Raw genomic sequence first — 17,082 nt, 5'->3', positions numbered from 1 at the left:
CGCCGGACGCCGGTTCCTGGTTGAATTCGTCGTCCGTGCGTCCGTCCGGACGCACAGCAGCACCGTCCATTCCTACCCCGCCGGGTACCCCCGGAACGTCCCTGCCCGACCCGTCGGGAACGCGCTCCGGTCCAGCGGGATCCTGTTTCTCAGAGCACCAAGGGAAGTACCCATGTCCGAGATCGGCATCAAGGATCTGCTCGAGGCTGGCGTCCACTTCGGACACCAGACCCGCCGTTGGAACCCGCGCATGGCGCGCTTCATCCACGGCGAGCACTCCGGCATCCACGTCATCGACCTGCTGCAGACGGTCGACCTCCTCGCCCAGGCGCAGGCGTTCGTGTCCGACATCGCCCAGCGCGGTGGCACCGTCCTCTTCGTCGGCACCAAGCGCCAGGCCCAGGACGCCGTGCGCGAGTCGGCCGAGGCCGCCCGCATGCCGTACGTCAACCAGCGCTGGTCGCCGGGTCTGCTCACGAACTTCCAGACGTCGAGCAAGCGCATCAAGACGCTGAACGACCTCGAGCGCCTCGAGGCCGAGGGCCAGCTCGAGCTGCTCCCGTCGCAGGAGCGCATCACGCGCCGCAAGGAGCTCGCGAAGCTCCAGATCAACCTCGGCGGCGTGAAGGACCTCCGCCGCGCGCCCGACGCCGTCTTCGTCGTCGACGTGAACTCCGAGAAGATCGCGGTCGAGGAGGCCTCGAAGCTCCGGATCCCCGTCATCGCGCTCGTCGACACGAACGTGAACCCCGACGGCGTCGACTTCCCGGTCCCGGGCAACGACGACTCCATCCGCGCCTGCGCCGCGATCGCCCACGCGATCGGCGACGCCGCCGCCGGTGGCGCCGCCGCCTGGTGGGAGGCCGAGGAGGCCCGCCGCTCGCGCGAGGCCGCCGAGAAGGAGCAGCGCCAGGCCGAGGAGGCCGCCAACCGCGAGGCCGAGGACGCCCGCCGCCTCGAGGCCGAGGAGCAGAGCGCCGCCGCCGCCGCCAGCCAGGAGGCCGCGCAGAACGCCGCCGACGAGACCGCCGCCGCGGCCGCCGCCGCCGAGCAGCCCGCCGCGCCGACCGAGGCCGCCGCACCGACCACCGACGCCCCGGCGCCCGCCGCCGAGTAACGAGGAGACCGCATGAGCACCACGATCACCGCGGCCGACGTCAAGGCCCTCCGTCAGCGCACCGGCGCCGGCATGATGGACTGCAAGAAGACGCTGCAGGAGGCCGACGGCGACATCGAGAAGGCCGTCGAGCTGCTGCGCGTCAAGCTCGGCAACAAGGTCGGCAAGCTCGCCGACCGCGAGACGACCGAGGGCACCGTCCAGGCGTTCATCGCCGCCGACGGCAAGCGCGGCGTCCTCGTCGAGGTCGACTGCAACACCGACTTCGTCGCCCGCAACGACGACTTCATCGCGTTCGCGAAGAAGATCGCCGAGCACGTCGCCGGCGCGTCCGACGCGACCGGCCCGGTCGACGTCGCCGCACTGCTGACCGAGGAGATCGCCTCCGGTCAGACGATCGAGGCCGCCCGCGCCGACGTCTCCGCCACCACCGGCGAGAACGTCGTCATCAGCCGCGCCGACCGCTTCGTCGTGTCCGGCGAGGGCGCCCTGTCGTCCTACATCCACGCCACCGGCAAGGTCGGCGTCGTGGTCGAGGTCGGCGGCGTCTCCGGCGACGAGGCCGCCGCGCTGGCGAAGGAGGTCGCGCTCCACGTGGCCGCCACCCCCGCCACGAAGTACGTCTCCTCCGACGACGTCCCGCAGGACGAGAAGGACGCCGAGCTGCGCGTCTACGCCCAGCAGGCCGAGGCCGAGGGCAAGCCCGAGCAGATCCGCGACAAGATCGCCCAGGGCAAGCTCAACAAGTGGTTCAAGGAGATCGCCCTCCTGCCGCAGGAGCACATCAACCCGGACAAGCACGACGGCAAGACGATCGACCAGCTCCGGGGGGCGCTGTCCGACGACGCCACCGTCGCTCGCTTCGCCCGCTTCCAGGTCGGGGCGTAGGACCTCCGACCCCGGAGCTCCCTCCATCCCATGACCGACCCGACGACGACGGCCTTCAAGCGCGTCCTGATCAAGCTCTCCGGCGAGTCCCTCATGGGCGAGCGGGAGTACGGCACCGATCCGGACCGCCTGGTGGCCGTCGCCTCCTCGATCAAGGACGTCCACGACCTGGGCGTCGAGGTGGCGATCGTCGTCGGGGCCGGCAACATCTACCGCGGCATGGCCGGTGCCGCCGCGGGGATGGACCGGGCCACGGCCGACTACATGGGGATGCTGGCGACGGTGCTCAACGCGCTGCCGCTGCAGGACGCGCTGGAGCGGATGGGCGTCGTCACGCGCGTGCAGAGCGCGCTCGACATCACCGAGGTCGCCGAGCCGTACATCCGGCGCCGCGCGGAGCGCCACCTGGAGCGCGGGCGCGTCGTGATCTTCGCGGCCGGCACCGGCAACCCGTTCTTCACCACGGACACCGCCGCCGCGCTGCGCGCCGCCGAGGTCCACTGCGAGGCCATCCTGATGGCCAAGAACGGCGTCGAGGGCGTGCTCACCGCCGACCCCCGGACGGACCCCTCCGCGGAGCTGATCGGAGAGATCACCCACATGGAGGCGATCGAGCGCCGCCTGCGGGTCATGGACTCCACCGCACTCACCCTGTGCATGGAGAACAAGCTCCCGATCCATGTGTTCAACATGGACGACGAGCGGAACATCGTCCGGATAGTCTCGGGCGAGCGACTCGGCACGCTGGTCCACACACCGGCGTGACCCCGGCCCCGCGCCGGTCCGCAGTCACCCACCCATAGGTCACCACCGAAGAGGTCCCCTGATGCCCGACGACTCCATCATCGACGAGCTGCTCGCCGACGCCGCGGAGCGCATGAAGAAGGCCGTCGAGCAGACGAACGGGGAGCTCGCGACCGTCCGCACCGGCCGCGCCAGCCCGAACCTGCTGGACCGCGTCGTCGTCGACTACCACGGCGTGCCGACCGCGCTGCGGCAGCTCGCGCAGATCGGTGCTCCCGAGGCCCGCCTGCTGACGGTGCAGCCGTACGACCCGTCCTCGATCAAGCAGATCGAGAAGGCGATCTCCGACGGCGACCTCGGCGTCACGCCCTCCAACGACGGCAAGACCATCCGCCTCGGCATCCCCGAGATGACGGAGGAGCGCCGCAAGGAGATGGTGAAGACCGCCCGCAAGATCGGCGAGGAGGGGCGCATCCGCGTCCGCAACGTCCGCCGCGACGTCCTCGGCGACCTCCGCACCTTCAAGACCGACGGCGACATCGGTGCCGACGAGGAGCACCGCGCCGAGGCCGAGCTGCAGAAGGTCACGGACGACGCGATCGCCGGGCTCGACGCGTCGCTGAAGGCCAAGGAAGCCGACGTCCTCGAGGTCTGACCCGGTGCCTGCGCCTCCCAGCGCCGACGCGACCGACGTCGCGTCCCCGGTCGACGCCGCCGAGCGTCCACGGGCCGTCGCGATCATCACCGACGGCAACGGCCGCTGGGCCCAGCGCCGCGGCGTCTCGGTCGCCGAAGGGCACCGCGCCGGCGCGGACGTCGTCCGCGCCCGCCTGCGCGACGCCGCCGAGCTCGGCGTCGAGGAGCTCACCGTGTTCTCGTTCTCGACCGAGAACTGGAGCCGGCCGGCGGCCGAGGTCCAGGCGCTGATGGCGATGTTCGCCGACCGCATCGACCGCGAGACCCCCGAGCTGATCGAGGAGGGCGCGCGGATGCGCTTCATCGGCCGGCGCGAGGGCGTCGACCCGGAGCTCGTCGAGAAGATGGACTGGGCGGAGCAGCAGACCGCGGGCGGCGAGAACATCACGCTCGTCGTGGCGTTCAACTACGGCGGCCGGGCCGAGATCCTCGACGCCGCGGCGAAGTACGACGGCGGGGGAGAGGACGCGTTCCGCTCCCTGCTCTACGGCCCCGACCTCCGCGACCCGGACCTCCTGATCCGCACCTCCGGCGAGCAGCGGGTCAGCAACTACCTGCTGTGGCAGTGCGCCTACAGCGAGATCGTCTTCGCCCCCGAGCTCTGGCCCGACTTCGACCGGGCCGCCTTCGAGCGCTGCCTGGACGCCTACGGCACGCGCGAGCGACGCTTCGGCGGCAGGGTCTCCTGATGCCGATCCCGCGGCGGCCCGCCGACGACGACTTCGACGACCTGGACGACGAACGCGAGCGCGCCCCCAGGAGGGTCCCGCCCCGCGGCCGACGCCGCGAGGCGCGCTTCGAGCTGGACTTCGGCACGTTCGAGCCGTCGGACCGCGGCACCGGCTCCCGCGACGACCGGACCGACTCGCGCGACGACCGGACGGGGTCACGCGACGACCGCACCGGCACCCGGGACGGTGGCCGGATGCGCGGCACGATCAGCGGCACGTACGACCCGGTCGAGCCGCTCCCGCGCCGCCGGCGCCCGCGCGCCGGCGAGCCGCTGCCCGACGACTCGGGCACCTACGACGTCCGGATCGAGGACCGCGACCGCCGCGCACGCCGACGCGTCTCGGAGGTCGAGGAGCGTCCCGCCCGCGCGTCCCGCGACGACGTCGCGGGGGAGATCGAGGCTCTCGAGCGGTTCGAGGACGCCATCGAGACCGTCCGCTCGCCGTCGAACCGCGGCGGCGGCAGCGACCTCGGCGCCCGCGTCCTCGTCGCGGTCCCGGCCGCCGTCGTCGCCGTGCTGCTCGTCGCGGCCGGCGGTCCCGTCTTCGCCGTCGGCATCGCCGCGTTCGGTCTCGTCGGCGCGTGGGAGCTCACCCGCATGTTCGCGAAGACGCGCCCGTCGCTCTTCGCCACCGGTCTCGGCATCACCGCGATCATCGTCGCCGCCGCCCTCGGCGACGGCTCGCGCGAACCGATGCTCACCGCGTTCGTGGCGATGGTCCCGATCGTCTTCCTCTCCGTGGCCCTGTCGCACCCGAAGGGCAGCATGCCCGGGGTCGCGGTGACGATGCTCGGCATCGGATGGATCGGCCTCGCGCTCGGACACGCCATCCTGCTCCGCGAGAGCGAGCACGGGGCGGGGATCGTCGTCGACGTCCTGATCGGCGTGTTCCTCGGCGACACCGGCGCCTACCTCGGCGGACGCCTGTTCGGCAACCGCAAGCTCTGGCCGCGCGTCTCGCCGAACAAGACGATCGAGGGCCTCCTGATCGGCATCGTCGTCGCCGTCGCGGCCGTCTGGTTCGCCGGGCTCTACCAGGACTGGCTGAGCGGCACCGACGCCCTCCTGATCGGGCTCGCCGTCGCCGTCGTCGCGCCGCTGGGCGACCTCTTCGAGAGCTTCCTCAAGCGCGACGCCGGGACGAAGGACGCCGGCGGTCTCTTCGGCGTCCACGGCGGCGTCCTCGACCGCCTCGACGCCGCGATGTTCGGCATCGTGGCCGGCTACTACGTGTGGCTGGCCATGGGCATGGCCTGAGGGAGGGGCCGGGTCCCACTCCGGGCTTCTCGGGCAAGGGCGCGTCGGACTGCGGCCGGGCCCGGAGCACCCGGATGGGTCCGGGTCCCGCCCCGAGCGTCTCGGGTCGCGGGCGCGTCGGACTGCGGCCGGGCCCGGAGCACCCGGATGGGTCCGGGTCCCGCCCCGAGCGTCTCGGGTCGCGGGCGCGTCGGACCGCGGCGGGGCTCGGAGCACCCGGAAGGGTCGGGCGACCGGCCTCGGGGCACCCGCGGACGGCCGCACCTGAAAGGGTGTCGGCGTCATGCCGCGCCGCCTCCTCATCCTCGGGTCCACCGGTTCGATCGGGACCCAGGCGCTCGACGTCGTCCGCGCCGCCCCCGAGGGGACGTTCGAGATCGTCGGGCTCGCCGCCGGGCGCCAGTGGGAGCCCCTGGTCGCGCAGGCCCGGGAGTTCGGCGTCGACCTGATCGCCCTGGGCGACGAGGAGACCGCGTCCCGCGCCTCCGCCGCCTGGGACGGCGGACGCGTCCTGCACGGACCGGAGGGCCTCGTCCACCTCGTCCTGGAGTCCGGGGCGGACCTCGTCCTCAACGCGCTGGTCGGCGCCGCCGGCCTCGGGCCGACGGTCGCGACCCTCGGGGAGGGCATCGACCTCGCACTCGCGAACAAGGAGTCGCTCGTCGTCGGCGGCGAGCTCGTGATGCAGCTGGCCGAGGCCACGGGTGCCCGGGTCCTGCCGGTCGACAGCGAGCACTCCGCCCTCTGGCAGCTCGTCGAGGCCGAGTCCCGCGGCGGGTCCCTCGAGGCCGGGACGATCGACACGCTCGTGCTCACGGCCTCCGGCGGTCCGTTCCGCGGACGGACGCGGGCCGATCTGGGCGACGTCGGCGTCGAACAGGCGCTGGACCACCCCACGTGGGCGATGGGCGGCAAGATCACCATCGACTCGGCGACGCTGATGAACAAGGGCCTCGAGGTGATCGAGGCGCACCACCTGTTCGGCACGCCGTACGACCGCATCGACGTCGTCGTCCACCCGCAGTCGATCATCCACTCGTACGTGACGCTCTGCGACGGGGTCGCGCTCGCGCACCTCGGGCACCCGGACATGAAGGCGCCGATCGCGTTCGCCCTGAACCACCCGGAGCGTCGGCCGATCCCGATGCGCCCGCTGAACCTCGCGGAGGTCGGGCAGCTGACGTTCGAGCCCGCCGACGAGGAGACGTTCCGGTGCCTGCCGCTCGCCCGTGAGGCCGGGCGCGAGGGCGGGACCGCACCGTGCATCCTGAACGCGGCCAACGAGATCGCGGTCCACGCGTTCCTGAACGGCCGCATCGGGTTCCTGCGGATCGCGGAGATCGTCGAGGCGACGCTCGACGAGGTCGCCCCCCGGTCCGTCCACGCCTTCGAGATGCTCTACGACGCCGACCGCGCCGCCCGCGAGGCGGCGGCGGCCCTCGTCGCCGGCTGAGCGGCCCGCGGCTCCCGCCGTTCACGCGTTACGCGCCCGTGAGGTCCTTGTGGGACCCTGTCCGGCGTGTCATGGGTCCTCGCGTTCGTCGGCTTCGCCGTCCTCATCATCCTGCACGAGGCCGGGCACTTCGCCGCCGCCAAGGCGGTCGGCATGCGGGTCGAGAAGTTCTACCTCTTCTTCGGCAAGCCGCTGTGGAGCATCAGGCGCGGCGAGACGGAGTACGGCATCGGATGGATCCCCGCCGGCGGCTTCGTGAAGATCAGCGGCATGGACCCCCGGGAGGAGATCCCGGAGGACGTGGTCGCGCGCGCCTACTACAAGCAGCCGGTCTGGAAGCGGATCGTCGTGATCGCGGCCGGGCCCCTGGTCAACGTCGTGATCGCCTTCGTGATCATCTTCGGCGTCTACGCGACGGCCGGCGTCCCGACCAACGACGCCCCCGTCGTCAACAGCGTGGCGAAGGACGGCGCCGCCGCGCAGGTCCTGAAGCCCGACGACCGCATCGTCAGCGTCGACGGGGTCGTCGGATACGACGGCGGACTGACCTACCGCAACAGCGCCGAGCGCCGGGCCGCGCTGACCAAGGCGATCGCCGCCCACGGGTGCGCGGACGGCAGCACGAAGGTCGGCTGCGTCGCCGCGACGCCCGCCCGGGTCACCATCGAGCGGGACGGGAAGCGGCAGACGGTCCTCATCAAGCCCCGGCTCACCGAGCTGAAGGACCCCGACACGGGCAAGACCGAGAAGCGCGCCCTCATCGGGGTCTCGTTCGGCGGGCTCGACTTCCTGCCCGCGGGCGTCGGCACGGCCGCCAAGGAGACCCCGAACTACATCTGGTTCGTCACGTCGGAGACGGCGAAGGCGATCACGCGGATCTTCTACTCGGCCGAGGCCCGGCGGGAGGTCGGGTCGGTCGCCGGCGCGTACGACGCCACCCGCCGGACCATCGAGTTCAGCACGACCAGGGCGATGATCCTGCTGGCCGTCGTCAGCCTGTCGCTGGCGATCATCAACATGGCGCCCTTCCTGCCGCTCGACGGCGGACACATCTTCTGGGCGATCGCGGAGAAGCTGCGGCGCAAACCGATCCCGTTCAGCTGGATGGAGCGCGCGAGCGTCGTGGGCTTCGTGCTCGTGATCATGCTCTTCGGGCTCGGGCTCTACAACGACATCGGGCGGTTCGCCGACGGGACGGCCGCGCGACAGGTCCAGGGCCCGTAAGCGGGCGGGCCCCGACGCTGGTTGGCCGACCAGCCAGACCTGGCGCGCAGAAGCTCCCGGTGGTAGGAATGACTCGGGCCGCTCGTCGGTGAGCGCCCGAGGCCAACGAGGGAGCGACATGGGGACGACGGACGCCACGACCGCGGTCGGCACGATGCTGGAGGTCTTCCGCGAGGGGCTCCGCAGGTGGCCCGACCAGGTGCTGGTCCGCACGAAGGACGACGCGGTCTCCTGGACGTGGACCGAGGCCGCCGAACGGATCGGGCGCCTGGCGGGCGGGCTCCGCGGGCTCGGCGTGGAGCGCGGCGACACCGTCGGGCTGCTCCTGAACAACCGGCCCGAATTCCTGATCTGCGACCTCGCGGCACTGACCGCGGGCGGCGTCCCGGTGTCCCTCTACCAGACGTCGTCGCCGGAGCAGATCGCCTACATCGCGGGCGACGCGGAGCTCGGGGTCATCGTCACCGAGGCGATGTACCTGCCCGGCGTCCTCGCGGTCCGGGACGAGCTCCCCGGTCTGCGGCACGTGGTCGTCGTCGACGACGCGGGGGACGCGGAGGGCGTGCTGACGCTCGCCGACGCCGAGGCGGCGGCACCCGCAGGATTCGACGCGGCGGCGGAGGCCGCGGCGGTGCGGCCCGACGACCTCCTGACGCTGATCTACACGTCGGGGACGACCGGTCCGCCCAAGGGCGTCGAGCTGACGCACCGCAACGAGCTCGCCGCCATGTGGGGGATCGGCGAGGTCGCGCACCTCGAGGGCGGCGGCCGGGTCATCTCGTGGCTGCCGGCCGCCCACATCGCCGAACGCGGCGCGCACCTCTACGCGCCGCTGATGTACGGCCTCGAGGTCACGGTCTGCCCGGACCCGAAGCAGATCGCGGCGTACCTGGCCGAGGTCCGGCCGACCTGGTTCTTCGCGGTGCCGCGGATCTGGGAGAAGCTGAAGTCGGGCCTGGAGGCGATGATCGGGGCGCAGCCCGAGGAGCAGCGCACCGCGGTGCTCGGCGCCATCGAGGCCGCCACGCGGCGCGTGCGGCTGCAGCAGGCGGGGGAGCCCGTTCCCGACGAGCTGGAGGCCGCGGTCGCGCAGGCCGACGAGCGGATCTTCGCGCCGCTCCGCGTGCGCCTGGGGCTCGACGCCGCCGAGTCGGTGAACGTCGGCGCGGCCCCGACCCCGGCCCCGGTGATCGAGTTCTTCCACGCCCTCGGGGTCCCCGTCGCGGAGATCTGGGGGATGTCGGAGACCTGCGCGTGCGGCACCCTGAACCCGGTCGAGCGGATCAAGATCGGCAGCGTCGGGCCCGTCGTCCCGGGGATGGAGCTCCGGCTCGACGACGACGGGGAGGTCCTCCTCCGCGGGGCGCCCGTGATGCGCGGCTACCGCAACCTGCCGGAGAAGACCGCCGAGGTCCTCGAGGGCGACGGGTGGTACCGCACCGGGGACGTCGGCCGGGTCGACGACGACGGCTACCTGTGGATCGTCGACCGCAAGAAGGAGCTGATCATCAGCGCCGGCGGCAAGAACATGTCGCCCGCGAACATCGAGGCGGCCGTCAAGAGCGCCCATCCGCTGATCGGGCAGGTCTGCGCGATCGGCGACGCCCGGCCGTACAACACCGCGCTGATCGTCCTCGACGCCGACCTCGCCCCGGCGTGGGCCGCGCAGCAGGGCATCGAGGACACCGACCTCGCCGCCCTGGCGGTGCACCCCGACGTCCTCGCCGAGGTCCAGCGCGGGGTCGACGCCGCCAACGCGACGCTCTCGCGGGTCGAGCAGGTCAAGCGCTTCACGATCGTCGAAGGCGACTGGGTGCCGGGCGGCGACGAGCTGACGCCCACGATGAAGCTCAAGCGCAAGCCCATCGGCGAGAAGTACGCCGAGGCGATCGAGGGCCTCTACGCCTGACGGCGTCCCCGACGGACGGCGCCCGCGCGGCGCCGTCCGTGGCCGGTTGTCCGACCGGATGAACCGTGGCGTCGCGACAGGGACCTGGCGCACTGGCGCCCATCCGGCGCGTATGAGAGCGTGACGCCACACCGAAGCGCGCGGTGCCCCAGGCCGGGGCCCGCCGCCGATCCCCCCGGAGTCCCCCACGATGGCCACCACTGCGACGCCGCCCCCGGCGGCGGCCGACCCACCACTCAAGCGCGCGATCTCGCGCAACATGCTCCTGCTGTTCGTCATCGGCGACGTCGTCGGCGGCGGTATCTACACGCTCGTCGGCACGATCGGGCAGGAGGTCGGAGGCCTCGTCTGGCTCCCGTTCGCCCTGGCGCTCGTGCTCGCGGTCCTCACCGCCACGGCCTACGCCGAGCTCGTCACGAAGTTCCCGCAGGCCGCCGGCGCCGCGCTCTACGTCAACAAGGCGTTCAAGAAGCCGTTCTTCACGTTCATGATCGCGTTCGCGGTCATGTGCTCCGGCATCGCGTCGGCCTCGACGCTCTCCCGCGGTGTCGCCGAGACGTACCTGCCCAAGCTCTTCGACTGGACGCTGAACGAGACCCAGACGGTCCTGATCGCGCTCGGCTTCCTCCTCATCGTCGCCGCCGTGAACTTCCGCGGCATCAGCGAGTCGGTGAAGATCAACGTCGTCCTGACGCTGATCGAGTTCGGCGGCCTGATCCTCATCGTCGTGATCGGCCTCGGCGCCCTGATCGACGGCGTGGGCGACATCGGCAACGCGTTCTCGACGTCGGACGCCAAGGAGGCCGGCAACGACGTCAGCCTCGTCCCCGCCGCCCTGGCGGGCACCGCGCTCGCGTTCTACGCGCTGATCGGGTTCGAGGACTCGGTCAACGTCGCCGAGGAGGCCAAGGACCCGGGCCGCGACTTCCCGCGGGCCCTGTTCGGCGGGCTCGCGATCGCCGGCACGCTGTACGTGGTGATCGGGATCATCGCCCCGGCCGTGCTCCCATACACGACGCTCGTCGACGAGGACACCACGCCGCTGCTCGAGATCGCGCAGACGGGACCCCTGCACGTGCACGTGAAGATCTTCGCGGCGATCGGCATCCTCGCGCTGATCAACGGCGCGCTGATCAACATGATCATGGCGTCGCGGCTGACCTACGGCATGTCGCGCCAGCGAATCATCCCGGCGTTCTTCGGGAAGGTCCACAAGGGGCGTCAGACGCCGCTGCGCGCGATCCTGTTCACGAGCGGCCTGGCCATCATCCTGACCGCCACGGGCGACGTCTCCGACCTCGCCTCGACGACGACGACGCTGCTCCTCGTGGTCTTCATCACGGTGAACATCAGCGTGCTCGTGCTGCGCCGCAACCCGGTGTCCCACACGCACTTCGTCGCCCCGACGATCATGCCCGCGATCGGTGCGGTCGCCGCGCTCGGTCTGCTGATCCACCGGGTGGCGAACGACACCGACCAGATCACCCGGGCACTGCTCCTGATGGGGCTCGGACTGATCTTCTGGCTCGCGAACTACGTGGCGACGCGGAACCAGGACGCCACGTTCGACACCGGGATGATCGAGGCGATCGAGCATCCTGACAGGGACGCGCCGGACGACCGGCGCCCCGGCGGCACGACCTGAGGCGCAGGCGGGCCGGGCAGGACGCCCGGCCCGCCCCGGCTCACCAGGACCCGAGGTCGAGCGAGATGCCGCGGCCGCGGGCGACGGTCGTCGGCGCCCCGCCGTCCAGCGGCACGCGCTCGATCGCCCCGTCGGTGACCGCGAGGACCGCGTCCCCCGAGGCGACGGTGAACTCGGTGGCCTCCTGCAGCGTGCGCAGGGCGCTGCGCCGGGCGGTCGTGACGCGCTCGAAGCGCGGTGCAGGCCCGGCGACGTAGCGCCAGACGCGGAGCGGGCGATCGTCGCCGCGGTCGAACCCGTACGAGTCCGTGTACGCGTCGCCGCAGTCGCGGACCTTCCCGGTGCGACGACCGAACTCGTCGCAGTAGAGCCGCTCCTCACCGGCCTCGACCGTGGCGCTGATCAGGACCGCGCCACCGTCGTCCGTGCCGACGAGACGGAGCCCGTCGCCCTTGCGGAGCCCGGGGGGCGTCGGCAGCGACACCGTCCGGCCACCCGCGTGCAGGCGGACGCGTGCGGTCCCGATCGTGCTGCGCCGGGTCGCGGTCGCGGACCTGCCCGAGCACCGGAGCCGACCCGTGCGGACCGACGCGCCCGGCAGGTCCACGAGGAGGGTCCCGCCCGGGACGGCGAGCGCCCCGGCGGTCGACGGGTCGAGCGCGTCGCCGGAACGCAGCCCCCGCAACGCGACCGGGGCGCCGAAGGCGGAGCCGTCCAGCCCGCGGAGACGGATCGTGGGGGCCTTGGCGGACCCCGGGGTGGTCCCGCACCGGACGCGGGTCAGGGCGGTCCGGTCGCGGAGCGCATCGCGGACGATCGGTCCGTCGGTCTGCTGCCACGCCACGACGTCGCCCCCGAACGGCGAGCCGTCGGCGTCACCGAGCGTCCGGAGCGTGGCCGTCTCGGCACCGGAGCCGAGCCCGGCGGTGATCGTCCCGGCGTCGGCGCACGTCCCGGCGTCGACGGCGCAGACCACGCGGACGGTCCGGGCGGCTCCCCGGCCCCCGATCTCCGTGCGGTAGACGAGGACCTTCGTGCTGTCCGGGGACCACACCGGGGTCCCCGCCACGATCTTCAGTCGCCCGCCGCCGCTCGACGTCGAGTGCTGGACGAGGGTGACCGGCGCGGTCCCGTCGCCGGCGGTCACGCGGAGCGACGACTCGAACCGGTCGTCCGACTTCGGGGAGGTCCGGATCGTCGTCTGCGCGATCCGCCTGCCGTCCGGGGACACCGCGGCCCCGGCCACGTCGATCGGCAGCGGCGCGTCGGACCCGTCGTCCTGGACGACGCGGGCCTCGCGGTCGCCGCCGGTGGTGTACTCGGAGTAGATCACCGGCCCCGCCGCCACCGCGACCGTGGCGACGCTGCCCGTCGCGACGACGACCACCGCCGTCGTCACGCGTCGCCGATTGACCAGTCCTGGGATTCCACGCACGCGAGCACCCTACTGCGTGTGTTGGTCGTCCAAGCGCCGTCAGCGCACCCGGCGGACGGCCATCCAGCTCTTCGTCAGCGGGCCGAGGCGCTCGGCGTGGACCGCCGCCCCCGGGAACAGGGCGCGGAGCTCGCCGCTGCGGAGCAGCCGGACGTCCTCCCAGTGCCCCTGGGCACCGAGACGCCAGTAGGGACGCCGGAGCGCCGGCGGGAGCCAGTGCGCGACGGGGAGCAGCGCGTGGGGCTCGATCGGGAACGACCACGCGGGCGTCTGCACGTACAGCCCCCGACCGACGCGGGCGAGCTCCCGGGCGAACGCCATGCGCGCGAGCGGCGGGATGTGCTCGATCACCGAGCTGGCGTGCACGAGGTCGAACTGGTCGTCGTCGAACGGCAGGTGCACCGTGGCGTCCGCCCGCACGAACGGCCCGGGGTAGGTCGGGCGGTCCACGAGGTCGGTGCCCGTGATGTCGAGGTCGGTCTGCTGCGCGCGCAGGCCGAGCGTCCCGCAGCCGACGTCGAGCACCCGGTCGCCGGGGCGCACCCCGGTCAGCCCGGCGAACTGCGCGTGGCGCCGGGCCCGCAGGCGCGCGGCCACCGGGCCCGCGAGGCGGGCGACGGGGCCCCGGGCGGTCGCGTAGACGTCGGTGCTCGGCACGGCAGGGGAGGCTAGCCGTCCGCGGTCTCGCGGACCCGACCGGTGGAATCACCGATGCGGGACCGACGTGGCGCGTCGACGTTCGCCGGATGCCAGCCCCCTGGACCCCTGCCCGGCTCGCCACGACGACGGGGGTGGTGCTCCTCGTGGCGCTCGCGGTCCCGGCAGGTGCCGCCGCGACGACGACGGTGAGCCTCGCCGCGGACGTCGTGACCATCACCGGCGACGACGCGCCGAGCCTGATCGAGGAGTCGTACGAGGGCTACCTCGGCCGGAGCGTCCTGAACGAGCGCAGCGCGAACCCGATCGTCGCGGGGGCGGGGTGCGCGCAGCTTTCGGCGACGTCCGTCGACTGCGGGGCGCTCGGTCCCCAGGTCCGGGTCGTCGCGAACCTCGGGGGTGGCGACGACCGGTTCAAGTGGATCATCGACCAGTCGATCGAGATCGACGGCGGCGCGGGGAACGACGTGATCGAGACGGGGTACGGCGCCGACGTGCTGCGCGGGGGAGACGGCGACGACGACCTGAACGCCGGCCGCGGGGACGACACGCTCGACGGCGGCGCCGGCAACGACGTCGTCGACGGCTGGGACGGGTCGGACCGGATCACCGGGGGCACCGGGCGGGACGTGCTCCGCGGTGACGGCGCGACGGTCTACGCGGGCGGTGCGGACGTCATCGACGCCCGGGACGGCGAGGTCGACCAGGTCGACTGCGGCCAGGGCGCCGACAGCACGACGCTCGACGCGGGCGACGTCACGTCGGGGTGCGAGGGCGAGGATCGCGGCAAGGCGCCGACGCCGGACCCGCCCGGCCCGAGGCCGCCCGTCGTGCCCGGCGCCGTCCTGAAGGGCGGCACGGTCACGGCGCCGCGCCTGGGACGCCTGGCCGGCGGCTCGCCCGTGTCGCTGCGGCTCACGGCGCAGCGCACGTGCTCCGCGCGGGTGCGCCTGGTGGTCACGCGCGGCGAGGCCCGCCGGACCCGGCTCGGGTCGAAGGCGCTGACGCTCGGCACCGGCGGCAGCGTCGCGCTCACGGCGGGGAAGGCCGCGTCCGCGAGCGTCCGCGCCGCATCCCGGTACCGCTCGAAGCTGCGTCGTGCCCGTCGCGTGGACGCCACGCTCGTCGCGACCTGCACCGGTGGGGGACAGGCGGCGGCGACGGTCCGGGTCCCCTTGCGCCTGCGCCGCTGAGCCCCGCGGGCACGGGGAAACGGCGGGTTCACCGGCCGTTCAGCCGTCCCGCGTACAATCGGAGCGTGTCCTCCAAGCGCCAGATCCGCGTCGGCGACGTCCTCATCGGGGGCGGGGCCCCCGTCGCCGTGCAGACGATGACGAAGACGGAGACGGCCAACCTGCCGGAGACGATGGCCCAGATCCATCGCGTCGCCGAGGCGGGGGCCGACCTCGTCCGCGTGGCGGTGCCGCGCAACGAGGACGTCGAGGCGCTCCGGACGATCGTGAAGGAGTCGCCGATCCCGATCATCGCCGACATCCACTTCAACCACACGCTGGCGATTAAGGCGATCGAGGCCGGTGCGCACTGCATCCGCCTGAACCCCGGCAACATCGGTGGTCCCGAGAAGGTCGCCGAGGTCGTGGCGACGGCGAAGGAGTACGACGTCCCGATCCGCGTGGGCGTGAACTCCGGCTCGTTGCCCAAGCACCTGCGCGAGATGGAGTTCACCGACCCGGTCGGCGCGCTCGTCGCGGCGGCGGAGGAGACCGTGGCGCTCATGGAGTCGCTCGACTTCCAGGAGTTCAAGGTCTCGATGAAGTCGACGTCGGTGCCGAACACCATCGCGTCCAACCGCCTGCTCGCCCAGCGGATCCCGTACCCGCTGCACCTCGGCGTGACCGAGGCCGGCACGAAGTGGACCGGCTCGCTGAAGAGCGCCGTCGGCCTGGGCACCCTCCTGGCCGACGACATCGGCGACACCGTCCGGATCTCGCTCTCGACGTTCCACGCCGAGGAGGAGGTCAAGGTCGCCTGGGAGATCCTGAAGGCCCTGAAGCTCCGCGAGAAGGGCCCGGTCCTGATCGCCTGCCCGACCTGCGGCCGCCTGCAGTTCGACATGGATTCCGTGGTGCAGGAGGTCGAGCACCGCCTGCAGGCCTACGAGGACCCGATCGAGGTCTCCGTCCTCGGCTGCGCCGTCAACGGGATCGGCGAGGCCCGCCACGCGGACTTCGGCATCACCGGGGCCAAGGACGCCGGGATGATCTTCAGCAAGGGCGAGCCCCTGAAGAAGGTGAAGACCGCCGACCTCGTCGACGAGCTCTTCAAGGAGATCGACCGCTACTACGCGTCGGGCAAGCAGGTCGTCCGCGACGAGCGCGAGGCCGCCGAGGCCACGCAGTGGCTGTCGGAGAACGAGGACCTGTCGGCGATGACGCCGGAGCGCCTGGCCCAGATGGAGAAGGACAAGCAGCGCGAGGAGCAGGAGCGCCTCGCGGCCGAGGGCACGACGCCCGTCGAGGCCGCGAAGGCCTTCGCGGACGAGACGTCGTCGCCGACGGCCGGCCGCCGCTTCAGCCGCTCGGGCTGAGCGGCGACCGAGGTCCTCAGGCGCTGAAGCGCTCGGCGACCTTGTTCCAGTCGACGACGTTCCAGAAGGCCTCGAGGTACGCGGGGCGCTTGTTCTGGTAGGTCAGGTAGTAGGCGTGCTCCCACACGTCGTTGCCCAGGAGCGGGGTCTTGCCCTCCGCCAGCGGGGTGTCCTGGTTGGGGGTCGAGATGACCTCCAGGCCGGAATCGCCCTTCACGAGCCACACCCAGCCGGACCCGAACCTGGCGACGCCGGCGTCCTGGAACTGCGTCTTGAACGCGTCGAACGAGCCGAACGCGGAATCGATCGCGGCGGCGAGGTCGCCCTCGGGGGTCTGGACGCCGTCGCCCTGCAGGGCCTCCCAGAAGAGGGAGTGGTTGTAGTGGCCGCCGCCGTTGTTGCGGACGGGGCCCTGCTTGTCGGCCGGCAGCGCGCCGAGGTTCGCGACGATCTCCTCGATCGGCTTGTCGGCGAACTCGGTGCCCTCCAGCGCGGCGTTGGCCTTGTCGACGTACGCCTGGTGGTGCTTGTCGTGATGGATCTCCATCGTCTTCGCGTCGATGTGGGGCTCGAGCGCGTCGAACGCGAAGGGCAGCGAGGGAACGGAGAACGCCATGGGGCTCCTCTGGAGCGTCGGGAACGGAGGCGGGCACCGGCGTGCGGCGGACCCGCTCGGGTCAAACCTACAGGCGCGCCGGGCCGGGGCCGCCCCGCCGCGCGGTCCCTCGCGACTCCGGACGCCCGGGGCGGGCGGGTCGCGTAGATTCCGTGGTCGA

General features: G+C 72.6%; 15 protein-coding genes. 12 read left to right on the top strand and 3 right to left on the bottom strand.

Translation table 11 applies throughout. The features are described 5' to 3' along the window. Positions 1-172: 172 nt before the first annotated feature. From rpsB to PATMI_RS31980, 10 genes are all read left to right on the top strand, one after another. Complete coding sequence (rpsB, locus tag PATMI_RS0120245; RefSeq protein WP_026912204.1) at positions 173-1,117, top strand: 30S ribosomal protein S2; 945 nt, start codon at positions 173-175, stop codon at positions 1,115-1,117. Between the two features lie 12 nt (positions 1,118-1,129). Beyond that, positions 1,130-2,005, top strand: a complete 876-nt coding sequence (gene tsf, locus PATMI_RS0120240) for a translation elongation factor Ts (RefSeq protein WP_026912203.1) — start codon at positions 1,130-1,132, stop codon at positions 2,003-2,005. Positions 2,006-2,035: 30 nt separating this feature from the next. After that, positions 2,036-2,770 (top strand): UMP kinase, encoded by a 735-nt coding sequence (pyrH, locus tag PATMI_RS0120235; RefSeq protein ID WP_026912202.1) that lies wholly within the window; start codon positions 2,036-2,038, stop codon positions 2,768-2,770. 76 nt (positions 2,771-2,846) lie between these two features. Beyond that, positions 2,847-3,404 carry a ribosome recycling factor gene (gene frr / locus PATMI_RS0120230; RefSeq protein WP_026912201.1) on the top strand — a complete coding sequence of 186 codons (558 nt, stop codon included), beginning with the start codon at positions 2,847-2,849 and terminating at the stop codon, positions 3,402-3,404. A gap of 4 nt (positions 3,405-3,408) precedes the next feature. Then, positions 3,409-4,134, top strand: a complete 726-nt coding sequence (gene uppS, locus PATMI_RS0120225) for a polyprenyl diphosphate synthase (protein WP_026912200.1) — start codon at positions 3,409-3,411, stop codon at positions 4,132-4,134. Next, the gene (locus PATMI_RS35170) at positions 4,134-5,435 is read left to right on the top strand and encodes a phosphatidate cytidylyltransferase (protein WP_026912199.1); all 1,302 of its coding nucleotides are present in this window, start codon (positions 4,134-4,136) and stop codon (positions 5,433-5,435) included. The genes uppS and PATMI_RS35170 overlap by 1 nt, the downstream gene beginning before the upstream one ends. Before the next feature lie 283 nt (positions 5,436-5,718). Next, positions 5,719-6,888 carry a 1-deoxy-D-xylulose-5-phosphate reductoisomerase gene (gene dxr / locus PATMI_RS0120215; RefSeq protein WP_026912198.1) on the top strand — a complete coding sequence of 390 codons (1,170 nt, stop codon included), beginning with the start codon at positions 5,719-5,721 and terminating at the stop codon, positions 6,886-6,888. Positions 6,889-6,954: 66 nt separating this feature from the next. Further along, positions 6,955-8,112, top strand: a complete 1,158-nt coding sequence (locus PATMI_RS0120210; protein WP_026912197.1) for a M50 family metallopeptidase — start codon at positions 6,955-6,957, stop codon at positions 8,110-8,112. Positions 8,113-8,230: 118 nt separating this feature from the next. Continuing rightward, a complete protein-coding gene (locus tag PATMI_RS0120205; protein WP_026912196.1) occupies positions 8,231-10,021 on the top strand; it encodes an AMP-dependent synthetase/ligase in 1,791 nt (596 codons plus the stop codon). A gap of 190 nt (positions 10,022-10,211) precedes the next feature. Then, positions 10,212-11,666, top strand: coding sequence for an APC family permease (locus PATMI_RS31980; RefSeq protein ID WP_051472086.1), 1,455 nt, complete (start codon positions 10,212-10,214; stop codon positions 11,664-11,666). A 40-nt stretch (positions 11,667-11,706) separates the two neighbouring features. On the opposite strand, the gene PATMI_RS0120195 is transcribed toward PATMI_RS31980, so the two are convergent. Both PATMI_RS0120195 and PATMI_RS35165 read right to left on the bottom strand, forming a co-directional pair. After that, positions 11,707-13,101, bottom strand: a complete 1,395-nt coding sequence (locus tag PATMI_RS0120195) for a hypothetical protein (RefSeq protein ID WP_157260880.1) — start codon at positions 13,099-13,101, stop codon at positions 11,707-11,709. 39 nt (positions 13,102-13,140) lie between these two features. Then, complete coding sequence (locus PATMI_RS35165) at positions 13,141-13,758, bottom strand: class I SAM-dependent methyltransferase (protein ID WP_051472085.1); 618 nt, start codon at positions 13,756-13,758, stop codon at positions 13,141-13,143. 89 nt (positions 13,759-13,847) lie between these two features. Between PATMI_RS35165 and PATMI_RS35160 the strand changes: the two genes are divergently transcribed. Next, positions 13,848-14,951, top strand: a complete 1,104-nt coding sequence (locus PATMI_RS35160) for a calcium-binding protein (protein ID WP_157260879.1) — start codon at positions 13,848-13,850, stop codon at positions 14,949-14,951. Between the two features lie 65 nt (positions 14,952-15,016). Next, complete coding sequence (gene ispG / locus PATMI_RS0120180) at positions 15,017-16,306, top strand: flavodoxin-dependent (E)-4-hydroxy-3-methylbut-2-enyl-diphosphate synthase (RefSeq protein ID WP_026912193.1); 1,290 nt, start codon at positions 15,017-15,019, stop codon at positions 16,304-16,306. Between the two features lie 16 nt (positions 16,307-16,322). On the opposite strand, the gene PATMI_RS0120175 is transcribed toward ispG, so the two are convergent. Continuing rightward, the gene (locus tag PATMI_RS0120175; RefSeq protein WP_026912192.1) at positions 16,323-16,922 is read right to left on the bottom strand and encodes a superoxide dismutase; all 600 of its coding nucleotides are present in this window, start codon (positions 16,920-16,922) and stop codon (positions 16,323-16,325) included. Between the last annotated feature and the right edge of the window lie 160 nt (positions 16,923-17,082).

Source organism: Patulibacter minatonensis DSM 18081 (assembly GCF_000519325.1).
In the GTDB taxonomy this organism is placed as follows: Bacteria; Actinomycetota; Thermoleophilia; order Solirubrobacterales; family Solirubrobacteraceae; genus Patulibacter; species Patulibacter minatonensis.
The sequence above is the reverse complement of the archived record's forward strand: the minus strand, read 5'-3'. Positions and strand labels throughout refer to the sequence as shown.